The sequence below is a fragment of the Streptomyces sp. NPDC002776 genome (assembly GCF_053592195.1).
The window spans coordinates 653046-673199 of the sequence record NZ_JBSFVG010000002.1 but is presented as its reverse complement, the minus strand read 5'-3'; the positions used below and the strand labels follow the sequence as shown (position 1 = coordinate 673199).

At 71.3% G+C, this 20154-nt stretch carries 19 protein-coding genes and 1 pseudogene; 6 read left to right on the top strand and 14 right to left on the bottom strand.

All coding sequences use genetic code 11. The features are described 5' to 3' along the window. Nucleotides 1-62: 62 nt before the first annotated feature. Both ACWD11_RS07270 and ACWD11_RS07265 read right to left on the bottom strand, forming a co-directional pair. The gene (locus ACWD11_RS07270) at nucleotides 63-1037 is read right to left on the bottom strand and encodes an aldose epimerase family protein (RefSeq protein ID WP_451281777.1); all 975 of its coding nucleotides are present in this window, start codon (nucleotides 1035-1037) and stop codon (nucleotides 63-65) included. 15 nt (nucleotides 1038-1052) lie between these two features. After that, nucleotides 1053-1946: an SGNH/GDSL hydrolase family protein gene (locus ACWD11_RS07265; protein ID WP_451281775.1), complete on the bottom strand. Its 894-nt coding sequence runs from the start codon at nucleotides 1944-1946 to the stop codon at nucleotides 1053-1055. A 255-nt stretch (nucleotides 1947-2201) separates the two neighbouring features. Here ACWD11_RS07265 and ACWD11_RS07260 point away from each other — a divergent pair, with 255 nt between their 5' ends. After that, nucleotides 2202-2696 carry a DUF3145 domain-containing protein gene (locus ACWD11_RS07260; RefSeq protein ID WP_389416249.1) on the top strand — a complete coding sequence of 165 codons (495 nt, stop codon included), beginning with the start codon at nucleotides 2202-2204 and terminating at the stop codon, nucleotides 2694-2696. Nucleotides 2697-2762: 66 nt separating this feature from the next. Here ACWD11_RS07260 and ACWD11_RS07255 read toward each other — a convergent pair whose 3' ends face one another. The 5 genes from ACWD11_RS07255 to fasR form a co-directional block, all read right to left on the bottom strand. Then, a complete protein-coding gene (locus tag ACWD11_RS07255) occupies nucleotides 2763-4034 on the bottom strand; it encodes a beta-ketoacyl-[acyl-carrier-protein] synthase family protein (RefSeq protein ID WP_389416250.1) in 1272 nt (423 codons plus the stop codon). Between the two features lie 86 nt (nucleotides 4035-4120). After that, the gene (locus ACWD11_RS07250; protein WP_389416251.1) at nucleotides 4121-4369 is read right to left on the bottom strand and encodes an acyl carrier protein; all 249 of its coding nucleotides are present in this window, start codon (nucleotides 4367-4369) and stop codon (nucleotides 4121-4123) included. Nucleotides 4370-4474: 105 nt separating this feature from the next. Next, nucleotides 4475-5476 carry a beta-ketoacyl-ACP synthase 3 gene (locus tag ACWD11_RS07245; protein WP_451120144.1) on the bottom strand — a complete coding sequence of 334 codons (1002 nt, stop codon included), beginning with the start codon at nucleotides 5474-5476 and terminating at the stop codon, nucleotides 4475-4477. Nucleotides 5477-5493: 17 nt separating this feature from the next. After that, nucleotides 5494-6408 carry an ACP S-malonyltransferase gene (locus ACWD11_RS07240; protein WP_451281773.1) on the bottom strand — a complete coding sequence of 305 codons (915 nt, stop codon included), beginning with the start codon at nucleotides 6406-6408 and terminating at the stop codon, nucleotides 5494-5496. Nucleotides 6409-6497: 89 nt separating this feature from the next. After that, nucleotides 6498-7703 (bottom strand): fatty acid biosynthesis transcriptional regulator FasR, encoded by a 1206-nt coding sequence (gene fasR, locus ACWD11_RS07235; RefSeq protein WP_389416254.1) that lies wholly within the window; start codon nucleotides 7701-7703, stop codon nucleotides 6498-6500. A 63-nt stretch (nucleotides 7704-7766) separates the two neighbouring features. On the opposite strand from fasR, the gene ACWD11_RS07230 reads away from it, so the two are divergent. Next, the gene (locus ACWD11_RS07230; protein WP_451281875.1) at nucleotides 7767-8420 is read left to right on the top strand and encodes a pirin family protein; all 654 of its coding nucleotides are present in this window, start codon (nucleotides 7767-7769) and stop codon (nucleotides 8418-8420) included. Here the strand turns inward: ACWD11_RS07230 and ACWD11_RS07225 are convergent. Continuing rightward, nucleotides 8417-9229 (bottom strand): serine hydrolase domain-containing protein, encoded by an 813-nt coding sequence (locus ACWD11_RS07225; RefSeq protein WP_389416255.1) that lies wholly within the window; start codon nucleotides 9227-9229, stop codon nucleotides 8417-8419. The genes ACWD11_RS07230 and ACWD11_RS07225 overlap by 4 nt on opposite strands. Nucleotides 9230-9289: 60 nt before the next feature. Beyond that, nucleotides 9290-9760: a GNAT family N-acetyltransferase gene (locus tag ACWD11_RS07220; RefSeq protein WP_451281770.1), complete on the bottom strand. Its 471-nt coding sequence runs from the start codon at nucleotides 9758-9760 to the stop codon at nucleotides 9290-9292. A gap of 97 nt (nucleotides 9761-9857) precedes the next feature. Here ACWD11_RS07220 and ACWD11_RS07215 point away from each other — a divergent pair, with 97 nt between their 5' ends. Both ACWD11_RS07215 and ACWD11_RS07210 read left to right on the top strand, forming a co-directional pair. After that, nucleotides 9858-10322, top strand: a complete 465-nt coding sequence (locus ACWD11_RS07215) for a MerR family transcriptional regulator (RefSeq protein WP_389416257.1) — start codon at nucleotides 9858-9860, stop codon at nucleotides 10320-10322. Then, nucleotides 10319-11338: an aldo/keto reductase gene (locus ACWD11_RS07210; RefSeq protein ID WP_389416258.1), complete on the top strand. Its 1020-nt coding sequence runs from the start codon at nucleotides 10319-10321 to the stop codon at nucleotides 11336-11338. Before ACWD11_RS07215 ends, ACWD11_RS07210 begins: the two co-directional genes overlap by 4 nt. Before the next feature lie 4 nt (nucleotides 11339-11342). Here ACWD11_RS07210 and ACWD11_RS07205 read toward each other — a convergent pair whose 3' ends face one another. Genes ACWD11_RS07205 through ACWD11_RS07195 form a run of 3 tightly spaced genes read right to left on the bottom strand, consistent with a single transcriptional unit; the run spans nucleotide 11343 to nucleotide 14154 of the window. Continuing rightward, nucleotides 11343-12197: a DUF4429 domain-containing protein gene (locus ACWD11_RS07205; RefSeq protein ID WP_389416439.1), complete on the bottom strand. Its 855-nt coding sequence runs from the start codon at nucleotides 12195-12197 to the stop codon at nucleotides 11343-11345. A gap of 58 nt (nucleotides 12198-12255) precedes the next feature. After that, nucleotides 12256-13473: an alpha/beta hydrolase gene (locus ACWD11_RS07200; protein ID WP_389416259.1), complete on the bottom strand. Its 1218-nt coding sequence runs from the start codon at nucleotides 13471-13473 to the stop codon at nucleotides 12256-12258. A 54-nt stretch (nucleotides 13474-13527) separates the two neighbouring features. Beyond that, nucleotides 13528-14154 carry a TetR family transcriptional regulator gene (locus ACWD11_RS07195; protein WP_389416260.1) on the bottom strand — a complete coding sequence of 209 codons (627 nt, stop codon included), beginning with the start codon at nucleotides 14152-14154 and terminating at the stop codon, nucleotides 13528-13530. Between the two features lie 65 nt (nucleotides 14155-14219). Here ACWD11_RS07195 and ACWD11_RS07190 point away from each other — a divergent pair, with 65 nt between their 5' ends. Both ACWD11_RS07190 and ACWD11_RS07185 read left to right on the top strand, forming a co-directional pair. Beyond that, the gene (locus ACWD11_RS07190) at nucleotides 14220-15812 is read left to right on the top strand and encodes an MFS transporter (RefSeq protein WP_451281767.1); all 1593 of its coding nucleotides are present in this window, start codon (nucleotides 14220-14222) and stop codon (nucleotides 15810-15812) included. A gap of 288 nt (nucleotides 15813-16100) precedes the next feature. Next, nucleotides 16101-16408 (top strand): annotated as a pseudogene (locus ACWD11_RS07185) (small hydrophobic protein). 4 nt (nucleotides 16409-16412) lie between these two features. On the opposite strand, the gene ACWD11_RS07180 reads toward ACWD11_RS07185, so the two are convergent. Then, on the bottom strand, nucleotides 16413-17144 hold the full coding sequence (locus ACWD11_RS07180; RefSeq protein ID WP_389416262.1) for a potassium channel family protein: 732 nt from the start codon (nucleotides 17142-17144) through the stop codon (nucleotides 16413-16415). Nucleotides 17145-17219: 75 nt separating this feature from the next. Further along, complete coding sequence (aceE, locus tag ACWD11_RS07175) at nucleotides 17220-19967, bottom strand: pyruvate dehydrogenase (acetyl-transferring), homodimeric type (RefSeq protein ID WP_389416263.1); 2748 nt, start codon at nucleotides 19965-19967, stop codon at nucleotides 17220-17222. Nucleotides 19968-20154: the final 187 nt, after the last annotated feature.

The following is a 20154-nucleotide window of genomic DNA, read 5'->3' as shown; positions in this document are numbered from 1 at the left end:
ACACGTTCCCCATGGACAGCCCCGGTCCGGGACCTGACGCCCGGACCGGGGCTCGACCATGCCTACCTGCGGGAGAAGGCGTACACCGTCGCCGAGCGGAACACCTCGCCGGGCCGCAGCACCGTGCTCGGGAACTCCGGCCGGTTCGGGGAGTCGGGGAAGTGCTGGGTCTCCAGGGCGATGCCGTCGCCGGGCGCGAAGGGCGCGCCGAGGTGGTCGGCGGTGTAGAGCTGCAGTCCCGGCTCGGTCGTCGACACCGTCAGGACCCGGCCGGACCCCGGGTCGTGCAGCTCGGCCACCTCCACCGGGGCCTCGGTCACGCCCTTGTCGAGCACGAAGTTGTGGTCGTAGCCCGCGCCCACCTTGCGCGCCGCGCGGAAGTCGAACCGGGTGCCCTCGACCGGCTCCAGGCCGACCGGGATCAGATCCGCGTCCACGGACGTGATCCGGGAGGCGGCGATCCGCAGTTCGTGCCCGCCCGCGTTGCCCGCCTCGGGACCGGCGAGGTTGAAGTAGCTGTGGTTCGTCAGGTTCACCACGGTCGGCGCGTCCGTCACCGCCTCGTACGCGATCCGCAGCGCCCCGCCGTCGTCCAGCGTGTACGTCGCCGACACTTCCAGCCGGCCCGGGAAGCCCTCCTCGCCGTGCCCGGCGACCCGGCTCAGCCGCACCCCGTGCTCGACCGGCTCCGCCTCCCACACCCGCTCGTCGAAGCCCCGCTCCCCGCCGTGCAGACAGTTCGGGCCGTCATTGCGCGGCAGCGTGTACGTCCGCCCGTCCAGCGTGAAGCGGCCGCCCGCGATCCGGTTGGCGTACCGCCCCACCAGGGCGCCGAAGTACGGCCCCCGGTGCGCCCGGTAGCCGTCCAGGTCGGCGAACCCCAGCACCACGTCCCCGGCGGTCCCGTCCCGGTCCGGCACCTCCAGCGACTGCACGATCCCGCCGTACGTCAGCACCCGCACCCGCACCCCGGCCCGCTCCAGCGTCCAGCGGTGCACGGCCGTTCCGTCGGAAAGTGCGCCGAAGAGTTCGTTCATGTGCGGAACCTTAAATCACGAGGTTCTCGCCGTGACGGTCCGGTAGGCGATCTCGGCCAGCCTCGCCTGGCCGTTCACGCTCGGATGGAACCAGTCCCAGCGGCTCAGCTGCTCCGTCCCGAACCGGTAGGCGTACACCGCGCCCCCGTCGGACCGGCACCGCCGGTCCTTCGCGCAGACCTCCCTCAGCACCGCGTTGTAATCCTCCACCCGCTTTTGCACCGTCTCCCGGCGCAGGGTCGCCGCCGCGTCCAGCGAGTCCGCGTCCCCGAGCATCGACGGGCAGATGCCCAGCTTCCACACCTGCTTGCCCAGCGCACTGGTCCGCCCCTGCGACCACAGCCGCTTCAGATCCGGCACGCTCGCCACATACACCTGCGCCTTCGGCAGCGCCCCGCGCAGCGTGCGCATCGCCTCCTCGAACTGCGCCCGGAAGTCGGCCACCGACGTCATCGCCGCGGTGGTGTTCCGGCAGGCGTCGTTCGCCCCGGCCAGCACCGTGACCAGCTCCGGCTTGCGGGTCGCCGCCTGCGCCATCTGCCCGGGGAGGTCCGCCATCCGGGCCCCCGTCACCGCGTAGTTCCAGCTCCGCCCGGCCGCCCGCGTCTCGCCCAGCAGCCGTACGGCGAGACTGTCCACCTGCTCGCTGCTGCCCGTCGCCCACGACACCTCGGGGCAGTCCGAGAGCACCGAACAGGCGTCGAAACCGGTGGTGATGGAGTCCCCGACGGCCGCGACCGACTCGGGGCTGCGGTCCCACACCGGCGTCGGCTTCGGCTTCACGCGCTGCGCGTCCGTCCCCGACGGCCCCGGTGAACTGCCCCCCACGGCGTCACAGCCGGTGAGGCCCAGGACGGCCGCGGACAGCACGGCGAGCACGGCTCGTGCGCGGTGACCGGTCTTCCGCATCCGCTGCTGCTCCCCTCGCTCGACGGCTACTGCCCCCTCCCCATACAACGCGTGGGAGTTCCCGAGCGCGCGCGAGGCGGCGGATCCACCCCGCACAGGGGTCCTGCCGGGTGAATGGCGGGCGTTTCGCGGCACCGGGACCGACGGTACGTCACACTCCTTGCGCCGCCGCACGGTAGCCTCGCCATCAGCGTGGCTGCCCGGCCACCGCCGTCCGTCGGTTCGCAAGATGTCCCGCTCTGCCCGGAGGTCCCGGTGACGACACGTGGAGTTCTGTACGTGCACTCCGCGCCGCGCGCGCTGTGCCCGCACGTCGAGTGGGCCGTCGCCGGGGTGCTCGGCACACGCGTCAGCCTCGACTGGATCCGGCAGCCCGCCGCGCCCGGCACCTGGCGCTCGGAGTTCTCCTGGAAGGGCGAGGTGGGCACGGCCTCCAAGCTGGCGTCGGCCCTCAGAGGCTGGCACCTGCTGCGCTTCGAGGTCACCGCCGAGCCCTGCCCCACCGCCGAGGGCGAGCGCTACAGCTGCACCCCCGACCTCGGCATCTTCCACGCCGTCACCGGCATGCACGGCGACATCCTGATCCCCGAGGACCGGCTGCGCGCCGCGCTGCTGCGCAGCCAGCGCGGGGAGACGGACCTGGAGGGCGAACTGCTCAAGCTCCTCGGCAAGCCCTGGGACGACGAACTGGAGCCCTTCCGGTACGCGGGAGAGGGAGCCCCGGTGCGCTGGCTTCACCAGGTGGTCTGAGACCCGGACACCCGAAGGGCCCCCACCTCGCGAGGTGGGGGCCCTTCACGTTCGTACCAGCGCTGGTCAGACCGTACGGAACGCCAGCACCACGTTGTGCCCGCCGAAGCCGAACGAGTCGTTCAGCGCGGCGATGCGGCCCTCGACCGGCAGCTTGCGGGCCTCGCCGCGGACCACGTCCGCGTGCGCCTCGGCCTCGGGGTCGAGGTTCTCGACGTTGATGGTCGGCGGCGCCACCCGGTGGTACAGGGCGAGCACGGTCGCGACGGTCTCGACACCGCCCGCGCCACCGAGCAGATGCCCGGTCATCGACTTGGTCGCGGACACCGCGATGTGGTCGGCGTCGTCGCCGAACACCTTCCGCAGCGCCTTCAGCTCGGCGATGTCACCGGCCGGCGTCGAGGTGGCGTGCGCGTTGACGTGCACGACCTCCGACGGCGCGAGGTCGGTGCGGTCCAGCAGGTTCTGCAGGGCGTGCGCGATGCCGCGGCCCTCCGGCTCCGGCTGCACGATGTCGTGGCTGTCGGCGGAGACGCCCTGGCCGACCGCCTCGGCGTACACCCGCGCCCCGCGCTTGGCGGCGTGCTCGGCGGACTCCAGGACGATCACGCCGGCGCCCTCGCCGAGGACGAAGCCGTCGCGGGCGACGTCGTAGGGACGCGACGCGCCCTGCGGGTTCTCGTTGTTCTTGGACATCGCCATCATGTTGCCGAACGCGGCGATGGGCAGCGGGTGGATCGCCGCCTCGGTGCCGCCGGCGACGACCACGTCGGCACGGCCGGAACGGATCATCTCGATGGCGTAGCCGATGGCCTCGGCGCCCGAGGCGCACGCGGAGACCGGCGTGTGCACGCCCGCGCGGGCGCCCACCGCCAGGCCCACGTTCGCGGAGGGGCCGTTCGGCATCAGCATGGGGACGGTGTGCGGGGAGACGCGGCGGACGCCCTTCTCCTTGAGCACGTCGTACTGCTCCAGCAGGGTCGTCACGCCACCGATGCCGGAGGCGATGACGGCACCGAGCCGGTCGGGGTCGACATTGCCGTCCTCCCCCGCCTTGTCGGTGAAACCGGCGTCGGCCCAGGCCTCCTTCGCCGCGATCAGCGCGAACTGCGCCGAGCGGTCCAGCCGGCGCGCCTGCGGGCGCGCGATCACCTCGGTCGGCTCCACGGCGACCGGTGCGGCGATCCGGACCGCCTGGTCGGCGGCCCACTCCTGCTCCAGGGACTTGACACCGGAACGTCCGGCGACGAGGCCCTCCCAGGTAGAGGCCGCGTCGCCACCCAGCGGTGTGGTTGCGCCGATACCGGTGACGACCACGGTGCGATTGGTCGAGCTCACGGGAATTCTTTCTCCAACGGGATACGAGGATTCAGCGGCGCCACCGCCGGGTGGCGGGGCCGGGCACGTCCGGCCTAAGCGGAAACTCAGGCCTGGTGCTTGAGGATGTAGTTGGTCGCGTCGCCGACCGTCTTGAGGTCCTTCACGTCCTCGTCCGGGATCTTGACGTCGAAGCGCTCTTCGGCGGCGACGACGACCTCGACCATGGACAGGGAGTCGACGTCCAGGTCGTCGGTGAAGGACTTGTCCAGCTGGACGTCCTCGACCGGGATGCCGGCGATCTCGTTCACGATGTCGGCGAGACCGGCGACGATCTCTTCCTGAGTGGCGGCCATGTCAGGCGCTCCTTCTTAGTGATCCAGAGGGTTTGGCAGGCCCGCCGCGGAAGCGGCGGGTAAGTACAGCCGGGCCGGACCTGATGATGATCCGGCACGGAGTGCCTAGGGGAGGGTAACGACAGTGGCGGCGTAGACGAGACCCGCCCCGAAGCCGATGACGAGCGCGGTGTCGCCGCTCTTCGCCTCGCCGGTCGCCAGAAGCCGCTCCATCGCGAGCGGGATCGAGGCGGCCGAGGTGTTGCCGGTGGTGCGCACATCGCGGGCGACCGTGACGTGCTCCGGCAGTTTCAGCGTCTTCACCATCGAGTCGATGATCCGCTCGTTGGCCTGGTGGGGAATGAAGACGTCCAGGTCGTCCGGGCTGATTCCGGCCGCGTCCAGCGCCTGCTGGGCGACCTTAGCCATCTCGAACACGGCCCAGCGGAACACCGCCTGGCCTTCCTGCGTGATCGCAGGGAACTTGTCGACCCCGCCGGTGCGGTAGTCCGTCCACGGCACGGTCTGCTTGATCGTCTCGGACTTGTCGCCCTCGGAACCCCAGACGGTGGGGCCGATGGCCGGCTCCTTGGCGGGGCCCACGACGACCGCGCCCGCGCCGTCGCCGAACAGGAAGGCCGTCGCGCGGTCCTCCAGGTCGGTCAGGTCGCTGAGCCGCTCCACGCCGATGACGAGGACGTACTCCGCGCTGCCCTCGACGATCATGCCCTTGGCGAGGGTGAGGCCGTAGCCGAAGCCCGCGCAGCCGGCCGAGATGTCGAAGGCGGCGGCCTTGTTCGTGCCGAGCTTGTCGGCGATCTCGGTGGCCACGGCCGGGGTCTGCTTGAAGTGCGAGACGGTCGAGACGATCACGCCGCCGATCTGCTCGGCGGAGATCCCGGCGTCGGCGATCGCCTTGCCGGACGCCTCGATCGACATGGCGGCGACGGTCTCCTCGTCGGAGGCCCAGTGCCGGGTCTCGATGCCGGAGCGGGAGCGGATCCACTCGTCGGACGAGTCGATCTTCTCGAGGATCACCTCGTTCGGCACGACCCGGGTGGGGCGGTAGCCGCCCACACCGAGGATCCGCGCGTACGGGGCGCCCTTGCTGGGCTTGATCTTCGACATGCTCTTCGGGCTCCTTGTCAGCCGCTGTGCTCTGCGATGAGCTCGCGAGCCGCGTCGAGGTCGTCGGGGGTCTTCAGGGCGAGCGTCTTCACACCGGGCAGCGCGCGCTTGGCGAGGCCGGTCAGGGTGCCGCCGGGGCACACCTCCAGCAGCGCGGTGACGCCGAGCTCCTTGAAGGTCTCCATGCACAGGTCCCAGCGGACCGGGTTGGCGACCTGGCCGACCAGCCGCTCCAGCACCTCGGCGCCGGTGGCGACGGTCCGGCCGTCCTTGTTGGAGACGTAGGGGACCGCCGGGTCGGCCGCCGAGAGCGCCTTGGCGGCCTCGGCCAGCGTGTCCACGGCCGGCGCCATGTGGTGGGTGTGGAAGGCGCCGGCCACCTTCAGCGGGACGACCTTGCGCACGCCCTCGGGCTTGTCCTCGGTGAGCGCGGCGAGCTGCTCCATGGTGCCCGCGGCCACGATCTGCCCGGCGCCGTTGATGTTCGCCGGGGTCAGGCCGAGCTTCTCCAGGTGCGCCACGGAGGTGTCCGGGTCGCCGCCGAGCAGCGCCGACATCCCGGTCTCGGTGATCGCGGCGGCCTCGGCCATGGCCAGGCCCCGCTTGCGTACGAGGGTGAGGGCGGCGGTGTCGTCCAGCACACCCGCGAAGGCGGCGGCGGTGATCTCACCGACACTGTGGCCCGCGACGGCACCCGGGGTCACGGCACCCAGTGCCGCGGCGGAGAGGATCCCGGCGGCGACCAGGAGCGGCTGGGCCACGGAGGTGTCCCGGATCTCGTCCGCGTCGGCCTTGGTGCCGTAGTGGACGAGGTCGAGGCCGACGGCGTCGGACCAGCCGGCGACGCGGTCGGCGGCGCCGGGCAGGTCGAGCCAGGGAGTCAGGAAGCCGGGCGTCTGGGCGCCCTGGCCGGGAGCGACGAGTACGAGCACTCTCACACTCTCTCTTGGGGACGGCCACGGCCGCCCGTGGGGACAAGGACGAAGAACAGGAGGGGGTTTTGTGGAACCCCGACAAAACCCTACGGCTGAAGATCGCCGTCGACCAGACGTCCCAGGATGAGCGCGATCCGCAGCGTGAACGCGGAACGTACATCGGAAGGCGACCAGCCGGTGACGTCAGTCACACGTCGAAGCCGGTAGCGCACGGTGTTGGGATGCACGAACAGCATCCGGGCGGCGCCCTCGAGGCTGCTCGCCTGCTCCAGATAGACGGAGAGGGTCTCCAGAAGCGCCGACCCGGCCTCTTCCAGCGGTCTGTAGATCTCCTCCACCAACTGCTCGCGCGCACCGGGATCCCCGGCGATGGCACGTTCCGGAAGCAGGTCGTCCGCCAGGACCGGGCGCGGGGCGTCCTGCCAGGCGGAACAGGCCTTGAGCCCGGCCGCGGCGGCCTGCGCGGAGCGGGTGGCGGCCAGCAGATCGGGCACGATCGGCCCGGCGACGACGGGCCCGGCGGCATAGGGGCCGATCAGCGACTTGGCGACGGCGAGCGGATTGTCGCTGCCGCCGGCGATGACGACGAGCCGGTCGCCGAGCACCCCGGTGAGCACCTGGAGCTTGGCGTGCCGGGCGGCCCGCCGGATGGCCTCGACGGTCAGCTCGGAGTCCCCGTCGGGGGCGGTCCCGAGGACGACGCACACATGCTCGGGGGAGTTCCAGCCGAGGGCGGCGGCCCGGGACACGGCGCCTTCGTCGGCCTCGCCGCTGAGCACGGCGTTGACCACCAGGGACTCCAGGCGGGCGTCCCAGGCACCGCGTGCCTCGGCGGCCTGGGCGTAGACCTGGGCGGTGGCGAAGGCGATCTCCCGGGCGTAGACGAGCAGGGCCTCACGCAGCACGGACTCGTCGCCCGGGGCCGCCACCTCGTCGATGGCGGACTCCATGACCTCGATCGTCGTCCGCACCATCTCGACGGTCTGCCGCAGGGTGATCGCCCGGGTCAACTCGCGCGGGGCGGTGCCGAACACATCGGTGGAGATGGCCTGCGGGGCGTCGGGACGCCGGAACCACTCGGTGAAGGCGGCGATGCCGGCCTGGGCCACGAGACCGATCCAGGAACGGTTCTCCGGGGGCATGGCCCGGTACCACGGCAGCGTCTCGTCCATGCGCGTGATGGCCTGCGCGGCCAGGCTGCCGGAGGACTGCTCCAGCCGCTTCAGGGTCGCGGGGTGCGGGTGGGCGGCGTGCGCAGCGGCTTCGGGCTCGTGGGCTTCGGGTTCGGGCACGGGGACAAGAGTGCCTTATCCGGACGGGAGCGTGCGCCGGTGGGGTCTACGGTGGGATTCGTGATGGACGTACGGCGCGCCGACGAGCGCTACCCAGGCGGCGACCCGGCGGCAGGAATCGACTCCCGGCACGCCTTCTCCTTCGGCCCGCACTACGACCCCGGCAACCTCCGCTTCGGCACGATGATCGCCTGCAACGAGGAGCGGCTGGCCCCGGGAGCGGGCTTCGACGAGCATCCCCACAGCCACACCGAGATCGTGACGTGGGTGGTGGAGGGCGAACTGACCCACCGCGACTCCACCGGCCACGAGACGGTCGTCCGCCCCGGGGACGTCCAGCGGCTGAGCGCGGCGGCGGGCGTGCGCCACGTGGAACGCAACGACGGCACCGCCCCCCTCGTCTTCGTCCAGACCTGGCTGGCCCCGCTGACCCCGGGCGGCGACCCGGCCTACGAGATCGTCCACGGCATCGCGGACTCCACGCCGTACGCCGTCCCCGAGGCCGGAGCGCTGCTCCACGTCCGCCGCCTGGCCCCCGGCGAGCGCACCGCGGTCCCGGACGGGGCGCACGTCTATGTCCATGTGGTCCGCGGTGAGGTGCGGCTGGCCGGGGAGACGCTGGGTGCGGGGGACGCGGCGCGGATCGGCGGGGCGAAGGACGTCGAGGCGGTCGGCGTGACGGGCGTGGAGCTGCTGATGTGGGAAATGGCCGGTTAGCGCAGCTCGGCCAGGACCGCGTCGGTGAGTTCCGGCCACACCTCCACCGCCCACGGGCCGAACGCCCGGTCCGTGAGCGCCACGCACGCCGCGCCCGCCGCCGGGTCGATCCACAGGAACGTGCCGGACTGGCCGAAGTGGCCGAAGGTGCGCGGCGAGGAGGAGGAGCCGGTCCAGTGCGGGGACTTGCCGTCGCGGATCTCGAAGCCGAGGCCCCAGTCGTTCGGGTTCTGGTGGCCGTACCCCGGAAGCACCCCCTTCGTGCCCGGGTACTGCACCGTCATCGCCTCCGCCACCGTCCGCGGGTCCAGCAGCCGCGGCGCCTGCACCTCCGCCGCGAAGCGGACCAGGTCGTCCACCGTGGAGACGCCGTCCTTCGCCGGTGAACCCTCCAGGGACGTCGACGTCATCCCCAGCGGCTCCAGCACCGCCTGCCGCAGGTACTCCGCGAACGGGATGTCCGTGGCCTTGGCGAGGTGGTCCCCGAGCTGCTCGAAACCGGCGTTGGAGTACAGCCGCCGCTCCCCGGGCGGAGCCGTCACCCGGTGCTCGTCGAAGGCCAGGCCCGAGGTGTGGGCGAGGAGATGACGGACCGTCGAGCCGGCCGGCCCCGCCGCCTCGTCGAGCTCGACCGCCCCCTCCTCGTACGCCACCAGCGCGGCGTACGCGGCCAGCGGCTTGGTGACCGAGGCGAGCGGGAAGCGGTGCCCGCCGGGACCGTACGCTCCGAGGACCGTCCCGTCGGCCCGTACGACGGCCGCGGCGGCGGTGGTGACCGGCCAGTTCTCGATCAACGCGAGGCTCTTCATGGCACCGAGCCTAAAGGGGCTCGGACACCGGGCCGAAAGGGGCACCGGGCCCGAGGGTGCTCAGAGCATCAGCCGCATGAAGGGGTCCGGCGTGCGCCCGAAGCCCAGCGAGGCGTACAGCGGCTCGGCGGCGGGGGAGGCCGTGAGGTCGACCTGGCCGACGCCCCGCTCGCGGAACCACTCCAGCAGCGACTCCATGCAGGCGCGGGCGTGGCCCCGGCGGCGGGCGTCCGGGTCGGTGGCCACGCTGAAGACGTACCCGGACAGTCCGCGCGGGTTGGCCGGCTTGCCGATCCGGTACTCCACCGTCCCCACCACCAGCGCGGCGAGGGCGCCCGGCCGGTCCGGATGATCGACGACGAAGGCCGCGAAGTCGCCGTCCGGCTCGGCCAGCCGCGCCCGCAGGCCCGCCAGCCCGGCCGGGTGCCAGTCGGTGGAGGTGTCGGCTCCGGGCATCGAATCGATCATCACCTGGCGCAGCCGGAGCACCTCGGCGCCGTCCTCGGCGGTGGCACGGCGTACGAGACTCATGACCGGCACGCTAGCCACGGCGATCACGTCATGTCCCGTGGTTTTCTGCCCTGTTCCGCTTGCTTGGAGTGCACTCGAAGGCCATAGCGTTGAGGGCATGACGGTGATGGAGACCACGGGCACCGGGACCGACACCTGCGCGGGACCGCCGCAGTCCGACCGGCGCCCCGACGGGCAGGACAGCTACACGATCAGCGAGGTCGCCGCGCTCACCGGCCTGACCGCGCACACCCTGCGCTGGTACGAGCGCATCGGCCTGATGCCGCACATCGACCGCTCGCACACCGGCCAGCGCCGCTACAGCAACCGCGACCTCGACTGGCTCGACCTCGTCGGCAAGCTCCGGCTGACCGGGATGCCGGTCGCCGACATGGTCCGGTACGCCGAGCTGGTGCGCGAGGGCGACCACACCTACGGCGCGCGCTACGAACTGCTGGAGGAGACCCGCCGGGACGTCCTGGCCCGGATCGCGGAACTCCAGGACACGCTCGCCGTGCTCGACCGCAAGATCGCTTTCTATGGCGACGCCGGGCTCGCCCTGGCGTCGGAGAGGCCCCGATGACCGAGAACAGCACGATCGCGACCGCACGCCTGGGCGACACCGGCCCCGAGACCGGGATCCAGGGTCTCGGCTGCATGGGCATGAGCTTCGCCTACGGCCCCTCGGACGCGAAGGAGTCCAGGGCCACCCTGGAGCGGGCCCTGGAACTGGGCGTCACCCTGTACGACACGGCGGACGCCTACGGCGCCGGAGAGAACGAACGCTTCCTGTCCCCCTTCTTCAACGCCCACCGCGACGAGGTCGTCATCGCGACCAAGTTCGCCCTGGCGATCCCGCCGGACGACCCGACGCGCCGGATCATCCGCAACGACGCGCCCTACGTCCGCCAGGCCGTCGAGGCGAGCCTGAAGCGCCTGGACGTCGAGACGATCGACCTCTACTACATGCACCGCCGGGACGTGAACGTCCCCATCGAGGAGACCGTCGCCGTCATGGCCGAGCTGGTGCGCGAGGGCAAGGTCAAGCACCTGGGTCTGAGCGAGGTCACCGCCGCCGAACTGCGGGCCGCGCACGCCGTGCACCCGATCGCCGCCGTGCAGTCGGAGTGGTCGCTGTTCAGCCGGGACATCGAGGCGCGGGTGGTGCCGGCGGCCCGGGAGCTGGGCGTGGCGCTGGTGCCGTACTCCCCGCTCGGCCGGGGCTTCCTCGCGGGCTCCTTCGGCTCCGCCGACAAGGACCTCACGCCCGACGACTTCCGCCGCCGGCAGCCCCGCTTCACCGGCGAGAACGCCACGGCGAACGCGGCCCTCCTGGCACCGATCCGCAAGATCGCCGACGCGCACGGCGCCTCCCTGGGCCAGATCGCCCTGGCCTGGGTCCAGCAGCAGGCGACGGTCCACGCGCTCCCGGTCGTCCCGATCCCGGGCACCCGCAAGCCGGCCCGGGTGGAGGAGAACACCGCGGCCACCCGGATCGTCCTGACGGAGGAGGAACTGGGCCTGCTGGAACCGATCGCGGAGCAGGTGGCGGGCGACCGGTACCCGGACATGACGTTCACGTCGGCGGGACGGGAGTAGTTGTTCACAACTCCGCCAGCAACTCCGCCTTCTTGGAGGAGAACTCCTCATCGGTGACCAGCCCGGCCTGGTGCAGCTCCCCGAGATGGCGGATCCGCTCGGCGATGTCGGCGGGATCCCGGCGCGGCACGGCCGCAGCCGGGACGGCCGGCGCCGCCGAGCGCACCGCCGCCAGCACGGCCGCGGCGAACGGCAGCGACTCGTGCACCGGCCCGTACCCCAGCCCGAACACCACCGCGGCCGGATCCTGGTCGACCTGCGCGGGCGGCGCGGCCACCTCGCGCCGCAGCAGCCGCAGATGCCCCTCGAAGACCTCGGGGGAGCGCCACTCGACCCCGCTCAGGTCACCGATCGCGAAGGACTGGTCCCCGGCCTTCCACTTCGCGGAGGAGGCCCCCGTCCAGAACCAGCGGAACGCCACCGTCCGCCCGTCGAAGGACGCCTTGGCGTCGTACGCCTTGAAGGACCGCGGGACCTCCGGCGCCGCCACCAGGAAACGGTCCGCCGGGCCAGAGTCCTTCACCTGCGCCCGCAGTTCGTCGGCGTAGTACTCGGCGAGCGTCTCCCGCTCGGCCGGCAGCACCAGACGATACGGATCGCACCCTTCCTTCAGCTGCCCGTCGGCCGCCTCCATCAGCGGATCGGCCCCCACTCGCGGCTCGGCGCGCAGCACCACGGTGCCGCGTCTGCCCGGCGTCAGCGTCACCGCCGAGATCGCCGCCAGCGGCACCCGCCGCTCCCCGAGCGCCTGCAACAGCTTGGGTGTTCGAATCCCCCGTTCGTAACGGATGAGCACGGAGTCGGACTCGAACTCCCAGGCGGCATGAAATCCGGCCAGTACGTCACCCATGCGGCTCATCGTATGCGGCACGCGCCCCTCCGTCGCCTCCCCGCGCAGACCGTAGTTTCTGCGCCCTCTACGCGCGTCCGACCGGCGTGGTGCCGGACAAACCCTCCCGGCAGACCGCGTCATCGCCCGCGCAGGCCACCGCGTCGTACGCGCCAACCCCGATCTCCGCGAGGTTGCGCACGCTGTCGGTGCCGGGCTCGAAGTACCCGCTGTGCCCCTGGGCGTCCCGCGCCGACAGCACCCGTGCCCCGAACGCCGAGGACATCGGATCCGCCCCGTGTCCCAGCCCGCCGAGCTCCAGGTACGGCACGTCCTGCACCCAGTCGTCCGTGTCCCGCATCGCCCACACCCGTGCCGAGGTGCCCAGGTGGGTCACCTTCGCCGCCCGCATGCCGGGGCTGCCCGCCACCGCGATGTCCGCGACCCGGCCGGGCAGCGTCCGCGCGGCGACCCCGCACACCACCGAGCCGTAGCTGTGGCAGAACAGGGAGACCGGCGAACCGCCGGGCAGCGCCCGCACCAGCGCGTTCAGCCGTGCCGCACCGCCCACGGCGTGCCCCGCCGTGGCCGAGTCGAGGCCGAGGCCGCCGGGCGCGCTGTAGTCGGCCCAGGCGATCACGGCCGTACGCGTCGACGGGTCGGCGGTGCGCTCGGCCGCGTACAGCGACTGCGCCATGCCGACCGGCGCCGAGTACTTGCGGTAGGTGCGCTGGAAGGTGAGCACATCGGTGTTGACACCGGGCACCACCACGGAGATCCGCTCGGCCCGGTCCAGGTCGCCGAAGACCTCGGCGACCCGGCCGGAGCCCGCCGGGTCGAAGGCGAGGATGTGCCGGCCGGGGTTCATCAGCGCCGCGTAGCGGTTCATTCGGCGGCCGGCCTCCCGCTGTCCCCCGGGCGTGAGCCGGCTGTCCTGCATGCGTTTGCGCTCGACCTTGCGGGCCTGCGCCAGCGCGAGGTGGTTGGCGCGGTAACGCAGCCGGACCGGGGCGCCGTTCATGTTGCCGACCGCGAGCGGATAGCGGCGCGCCAGAGCGGTGCGCTGGTCAGCGGTGAGCGAGGCGAAGAAACGGGTCAGCCGGGCCGGGGCCGAGTCGGTGTCCGGCAGTGCGCGGCCGCCGATCCGGGCGTGCTCCCACGCGGCACGCGAGGCCTCGAGGGCGGGCGTGGGGCGCTGGTCGCGCAGCGCGGTCCAGCCGGTGGTCGCCAGCATGACGAACACCACGGCCAGCGCGAGCAGGACGCGCCAGACGTTCAGTTGCGGGGACGTGTCGAAGGAAGTCACTGGGAGGACACACTAGGAGAACGAACGGGTCTCGCGTCAACCGAGTGACGGGGATCACGTTTCGCGCCAGCTTTCCGTGAGAGCGGGCCCCACCTGCTCCAAATAGGCGACGGTCAGGGCCCGGATGCCCGCCAGGCTGACGTCCTCGCTCCGACTCCACTGCCGCCCCGTCACCCGCATCACCCCGCCGAACACCGCGACCGCGAGCCGGGGCCGCGGATCGGCGTCCACGTCCAGGCCCTCCCGCTCGGCGAGCACCCGCGCGATCCGCTCCTCGGTCTCCGCCGAGCGCCGCAGATGCGCGGCGAGCAGCGCGGGTGTCGACTCCATCACCCGGTACATCCGCAGATACAGCTCCACCGGCACCACGGACTCGATGACCTCGTGCAGCCCGTCCCAGCCCTCCACCACGGCCTGCCGCAGCGCCCGCATCGGCGCCTCCCCGGCCGGCCGCAGCCGCACGGCCTCGACGTAGTGCGCCTCCGCCATCTCCTGTACGGCGAAGGCGGCGTCCTCCTTGCTGGCGAAGTAGCGGAAGAAGGTGCGCTGGGAGACCTCGACGGCGTCGGTGATGTCGTCGACCGTCGTCTCGTCGTATCCCCGGGTGGTGAACAGCTCCAGGGCCGAGCGCAGCAGCGCGTCCCGGGTGCGCTGCTTCTTGCGGTCACGCAGTGTTTGCATATTCGTCAGTTACTGACTTTTGAATATGTTTGTCAATTGTCAGAGGCTGTCATTAACCTCGCGGCATGACTAGTCAGACCGTCGTCGACAAGGCGCCCCAGGACGCCGTCCCGCCCTCCGGGCTGCGTGGGCACCCCTGGTTCACGCTCATAACCGTCGCCGTGGGCGTCATGATGGTGGCCCTGGACGGCACCATCGTGGCCATCGCCAACCCGGCCATCCAGAAGGACCTCGGCGCCACCTTCGCCGAGGTGCAGTGGATCACCAACGGTTACTTCCTGGCCCTCGCGGTCGCCCTGATCACCGCCGGCAAGCTCGGCGACCGCTTCGGGCACCGGCAGACCTTCCTCATCGGCGTGATCGGCTTCGCGGCCGCCTCCGGCGCGATCGGCATGTCCAGCAGCATCGGACTGGTGGTCGCCTTCCGGGTGCTCCAGGGTCTGTTCGGCGCGCTGCTGATGCCGGCCGCGCTCGGCCTGCTGCGGGCGACCTTCCCGGCCGAGAAGCTCAACATGGCGATCGGCATCTGGGGCATGGTCATCGGTGCCTCCACCGCGGGCGGCCCGATCCTCGGCGGTGTCCTCGTCGAGCACGTCAACTGGCAGTCGGTGTTCTTCATCAACGTGCCGGTCGGCATCCTCGCCGTCGTCCTCGGTGTGCTGATCCTGCTGGACCACCGCGCCGTGAACGCCCCTCGCTCCTTCGACCTCCTCGGCATCGGCCTGCTGTCGGGCGCGATGTTCTGCCTGGTGTGGGCGCTCATCAAGGCGCCGGAGTGGGGCTGGGGCGACGGCCGGACGTGGACGTTCCTCGTCGCGTCGGTGGTGCTCTTCGGGCTCTTCGCGTTCTGGGAGACCAAGGTCCGCGAGCCGCTGATCCCGCTCGGGCTGTTTCGCTCGGTCCCGCTGTCGGCGGGTGTGGTGCTGATGGTCCTGATGGCCATCGCCTTCATGGGCGGCCTGTTCTTCGTGACGTTCTACCTCCAGAACGTGCACGGCATGAGCCCGATCGACGCGGGCCTGCACCTGCTCCCGCTCACCGGCATGATGATCGTCGGCTCGCCGCTGGCGGGCGCGATGATCACCAAGCTCGGCCCGCGGGTACCGCTGGCGGGTGGCATGGCCCTCACCGCCATCGCCATGTACGGCATGTCCACCCTGGAGACGGACACCAGCAGCGGGCTGATGTCGATCTGGTTCGCCCTGCTGGGCCTCGGCCTCGCGCCGGTCATGGTCGGCGCCACCGAGGTCATCGTCGGCAACGCCCCCATGGAGCTCTCCGGTGTCGCCGGCGGTCTCCAGCAGGCCGCGATGCAGATCGGCGGCAGCCTCGGTACGGCCGTGCTGGGCGCCGTGATGGCCTCCAAGGTCGACAGCGACCTCGCCGGGAACTGGACGGACGCGGGCCTTCCGGAGCTGACGGCGGCTCAGGAGGCGCAGGCCGCCGAAGCGGTGCAGGTGGGTGTGGCACCGGTGGCCCCGGGCACGCCGGACGCGATCGCCGCCAAGATCACGGACGTCGCGCACGACACCTTCATCTCCGGGATGAGCCTCGCGTCACTGGTCGCGGCCGGTGTGGCGGCGGTGGCCGTCGCCGTCGCGTTCCTGACCAAGCGGGGCGAGAACGCGGAGGCGGGAGCGGGGGCCGCGCACATCTGACGCGGCAAGGGGTTTGCCCCCGCTTTCCCCTATCAGGGTGACAAAGCTAAAGATTCCTCGTCCTCGGCACGCGCCGCGGGTCACAGTGGGTCAAGCCCTCCGTACGGCATGTTCCTCGGGCACGTTCGTACGGCAAGGAGGGCGGCCGGTGCTGCGGCGCGCTGCCGGAGGGGGACAGCGCGCCGGCAGCCCGGTGGAATGAATCCGGAGGAATAGACCCGCGGGACGGGGTACCCGACCGGGGAACCGAATCCAACAGATCGACGGTTCCCGGGAGTTGAGTGCACCATGGCGGGCTTCGGACAGGGAACGCGCAGGCACCCCCGCACGCGTGGCCGGACGTGGTCACGGTCCGGGCCGGACCGCGCGACACTCGGCATCATCGGAACCATCTGCGCGGTGGCCGGTTTCTTCGTCCTGGGCATCATCCTGGGCCCGGTGGCCATCGTCTTGCGGCTGGCTCGTGATGAACCCGATCCTGGTCCGGCGCCCGCCCGGTCCCGGCACTGACAGCCGTGGTACTGGGTGCGATCGACACCCTTCTGGCCCTGGTCCGGCTGGCGGGCACGGGCGCTCCGGGCGGCGGTCTGTTCTGACCCGTCACGGCGCCCGTTCCGACAGCGCCGCGACCTGAGCCCGCAGCTGACGGACCTCCTCCGTCAGCTGGTGGATCGCCTCCGTCTGGCGCCGCTCCTCCACGTCGTCCATCTCGAAGCGGGCGATGAACCAGGCGGCGATGTTCGCCGTCACGACACCGAGCAGCGCGATGCCGGACAGCATCAGGCCCACCGCGAGGACGCGGCCCAGACCGGTGGTCGGGGCATGGTCCCCGTACCCCACCGTGGTCATCGTGGTGAAGGACCACCACACCGCGTCACCCAGCGTCTTGATGTTCCCCTCCGGGGAGTCCCGCTCCACGGACAGCACCGCCAGCGAGCCGAACATCAGCAGACCGACGACCGTGCCGACCACATAGGTCGTCAGCCGGACCTGCGAGGCCATGCGGGCCCGCCGGCCGACCAGCATCAGCGTCGACACCAGCCGCAGCAGCCGCAGCGGCTGGATCAGCGGCAGCGCCACCGCGCACAGGTCCAGCCAGTGCCGCCGGACGAACTGCCGCCGGTGCTCGGCCAGTTTGAGCCGGACCAGGTAGTCGGCGGCGAAGGCGGCCCACACCACCCACTCGATCACCGTGCAGGCGCGCGTCAGCCCCTCGCCCGCCGAGCTGTCCACGATCGGCACGGCGTAGGCGACGGCGAACAGCACCGCCAGCGCCAGCAGCGGCCGTTGCGTGTGCTGTTCCCAACGGACCTGCGCGGATCTCTCCTTCATGAGCGCATCGTAGGAAACGCCGGAGGACCGGGGGGCAGTCGCCCCTCGGCCCTCCACGCGTCCCCGAGCGGGGCGCTACGCGTCGCCGCCCGCGGCGCCGGGATCCGCCGCCGACACGTCCAGCAGCTGGTACCGGTCGATCGCCTGCTTCAGCGCCGAGCGGTCCACCTTCCCCTCCTTCGCCAGCTCCGTGAGCACGGCCACCACGATCGACTGGGCGTCGATGTGGAAGTACCGCCGGGCCGCGCCCCGGGTGTCGGCGAAGCCGAAGCCGTCCGCGCCCAGCGACTGGTACGTCCCCGGCACCCACCGCGCGATCTGGTCCGGAACCGACCGCATCCAGTCGGACACCGCCACGAACGGGCCCTCGGCCCCGGCGAGTTTCCGGGTCACGTACGGCACCCGCTGCTCCTCCTCGGGATGCAGCAGGTTGTGCTCCTCGCACGCCACGGCATCGCGCCGCAGCTCGTTCCAGGAGGTCGCCGACCAGACGTCGGCCTTCACGTTCCACTCCTCGGCGAGGATCCGCTGCGCCTCCAGGGCCCACGGCACCGCGACACCGGACGCCATGATCTGCGCCGGGACCGAGCCCGAGCTGCCCTCGCTGAAGCGGTAGATGCCCTTGAGGATGCCCTCGGCGTCCACGTTCTCCGGCTCGGCCGGGTGCTGGATCGGCTCGTTGTAGACGGTGAGGTAGTAGAAGACGTCCTCGCCGGGCCTGCCGTCCGCGGTCGGGCCGTACATCCGCCGCAGGCCGTCCTGCACGATGTGCGCGATCTCGAACCCGAAGGCCGGGTCGTACGCCACGCAGCCCGGGTTCGTCGACGCCAGCAGCTGCGAGTGGCCGTCGGCGTGCTGCAGCCCCTCACCGGTCAGGGTCGTGCGGCCGGCGGTCGCGCCGAGCACGAAGCCGCGCGAGAGCTGGTCCGCCATCTGCCAGAACTGGTCGCCGGTCCGCTGGAAACCGAACATCGAGTAGAAGACGTACACCGGGATCAGCGGCTCGCCGTGCGTGGCGTACGCCGAACCCGCCGCGATCAGCGAGGCGGTGCAGCCCGCCTCCGAGATGCCGTCGTGCAGCATCTGCCCGTTCGGCGCCTCCTTGTACGCCAGCAGCAGCTCACGGTCGACCGCCTCGTACTGCTGCCCGAGCGGGTTGTAGATCTTCGCGCTCGGGAAGAAGGAGTCCATGCCGAACGTGCGGTACTCGTCCGGCGCGATCAGCACGAACCGCCTGCCGATCTCCTTGTCCCGCATGAGGTCCTTGAGGAGCCGGACAAAGGCCATGGTCGTCGCGATCGACTGCTGCCCCGAGCCCTTCTTCACGGTCGCGTACGTCTTGTCCTCGGGTAGCGGAAGCGGCTTCGCGCGCACCACACGGGTCGGGACGTACCCGCCGAGCGCCTGGCGGCGGTCGTGCATGTACTGGATCTCCTCCGTGTCCCGGCCGGGGTGGTAGTACGGCGGCGCGCCGGACTCCAGCTCCTTGTCGGAGATCGGCAGGTGGAGGCGGTCCCGGAAGCGCTTGAGGTCGTCGACCGTCAGCTTCTTCATCTGGTGCGTGGCGTTGCGGCCCTCGAAGTTCGGGCCCAGTGTCCAGCCCTTGATCGTCTTGGCCAGGATCACGGTCGGCTGGCCCTTGTGCGCCTTGGCCGCCGCGAAGGCCGCGTAGATCTTCTTGTGGTCGTGACCGCCACGGCCCAGGTGCAGGATCTGGTCGTCGGTCATGTTCTCGACCATCGCGCGCAGCCGGTGGTCGTCGCCGAAGAAGTGGTCGCGGATGTACGCACCGGTCTCGGTGGCGTACGTCTGGAACTGCCCGTCCGGGGTGGTGTTCATCCGGTTGACCAGCACACCGTCCCGGTCCTGGGCCAGCAGCGGGTCCCAGGTGCGGTCCCAGACCAGCTTGATCACGTTCCAGCCGGCGCCCCGGAAGATCGACTCCAGCTCCTGGATGATCTTGCCGTTGCCACGCACCGGGCCGTCGAGCCGCTGCAGGTTGCAGTTGACGACGAAGGTCAGGTTGTCCAGGCCCTCCCGGGCCGCGATGGACAGCTGGCCGAGCGACTCCGGCTCGTCCATCTCGCCGTCCCCGAGGAACGCCCACACCTGCGACTTGGAGGTGTCCGCGATCCCGCGCGCCTCCATGTAGCGGTTCATCCGCGCCTGGTAGATCGCGCCGATCGGGCCGAGGCCCATCGACACGGTCGGGAACTCCCAGAAGTCCGGCATCAGCCGCGGATGCGGGTACGACGACAGCCCGTGCGGCGCCCTGGACTTCTCCTGGCGGAACGCGTCCAGGTTCTCCTCGCTGAGCCGGTCCAGCAGGAAGGCGCGGGCGTAGATGCCCGGCGAGGCGTGCCCCTGGAAGAAGACCTGGTCCCCGCCGTCGCCCTCGTCCTTGCCCCGGAAGAAGTGGTTGAAGCCCACGTCGTACAGGGAGGCGGAGGAGGCGAAGGTGGCGATGTGGCCGCCCACGCCGATGCCGGGGCGCTGGGCCCGGGACACCATGACCGCGGCGTTCCAGCGGGTCGCGTTGAGGATCTTGCGCTCGATCTCCTCGTTGCCGGGGAAGAACGGCTCGTCCTTGGTCGCGATCGTGTTGACGTAGTCCGTGCTGCGCATCTCGGGCACGGCCACGCGCTTCTCGCGGGCCCGCTCGATCAGCCGGAGCATCAGATAGCGGGCCCGCTCACGGCCGCGCTCGTCCACGGCGGCGTCGAGGGAGTCGAGCCACTCCTGGGTTTCCTCGGGATCGAAGTCAGGAACCTGACTCGGAAGGCCGCCAATGATGATCGGGTTGCGATCGGATCCGGAAGCCACGCTGGTCCTTACCTGTCAGAGGGCTGGTATTCGGGGCTTGCTTCGGGGCATGTTTCTGGGGTTTTGCACTGCCTGCGCCGTTCCCCATCGTGTACCTCGGGACGGCAAACGTCATCTCTACTGCGAGGTAATCCAAGCCTGGTCCCCCCGGAGGGTTCCCAAAAGCGCAAAGAGGGCAGAACGGTGT

Bases quoted from the DNA above. Each gene is read 5' to 3' on its own strand.
- ACWD11_RS07220 (WP_451281770.1), bottom strand. From the start codon at position 9,760: ATGAGTCTCGTACGCCGTGCCACCGCCGAGGACGGCGCCGAGGTGCTC.
- ACWD11_RS07250 (WP_389416251.1), bottom strand. From the start codon at position 4,369: ATGGCCGCCACTCAGGAAGAGATCGTCGCCGGTCTCGCCGACATCGTG.
- ACWD11_RS07265 (WP_451281775.1), bottom strand. From the start codon at position 1,946: ATGCGGAAGACCGGTCACCGCGCACGAGCCGTGCTCGCCGTGCTGTCC.
- ACWD11_RS07225 (WP_389416255.1), bottom strand. From the start codon at position 9,229: ATGAAGAGCCTCGCGTTGATCGAGAACTGGCCGGTCACCACCGCCGCC.
- ACWD11_RS07190 (WP_451281767.1), top strand. From the start codon at position 14,220: ATGACTAGTCAGACCGTCGTCGACAAGGCGCCCCAGGACGCCGTCCCG.
- ACWD11_RS07210 (WP_389416258.1), top strand. From the start codon at position 10,319: ATGACCGAGAACAGCACGATCGCGACCGCACGCCTGGGCGACACCGGC.
- ACWD11_RS07230 (WP_451281875.1), top strand. From the start codon at position 7,767: ATGGACGTACGGCGCGCCGACGAGCGCTACCCAGGCGGCGACCCGGCG.
- ACWD11_RS07180 (WP_389416262.1), bottom strand. From the start codon at position 17,144: ATGAAGGAGAGATCCGCGCAGGTCCGTTGGGAACAGCACACGCAACGG.
- ACWD11_RS07245 (WP_451120144.1), bottom strand. From the start codon at position 5,476: ATGTCGAAGATCAAGCCCAGCAAGGGCGCCCCGTACGCGCGGATCCTC.
- ACWD11_RS07205 (WP_389416439.1), bottom strand. From the start codon at position 12,197: ATGAGCCGCATGGGTGACGTACTGGCCGGATTTCATGCCGCCTGGGAG.
- ACWD11_RS07195 (WP_389416260.1), bottom strand. From the start codon at position 14,154: ATGCAAACACTGCGTGACCGCAAGAAGCAGCGCACCCGGGACGCGCTG.
- ACWD11_RS07270 (WP_451281777.1), bottom strand. From the start codon at position 1,037: ATGAACGAACTCTTCGGCGCACTTTCCGACGGAACGGCCGTGCACCGC.
- ACWD11_RS07215 (WP_389416257.1), top strand. From the start codon at position 9,858: ATGACGGTGATGGAGACCACGGGCACCGGGACCGACACCTGCGCGGGA.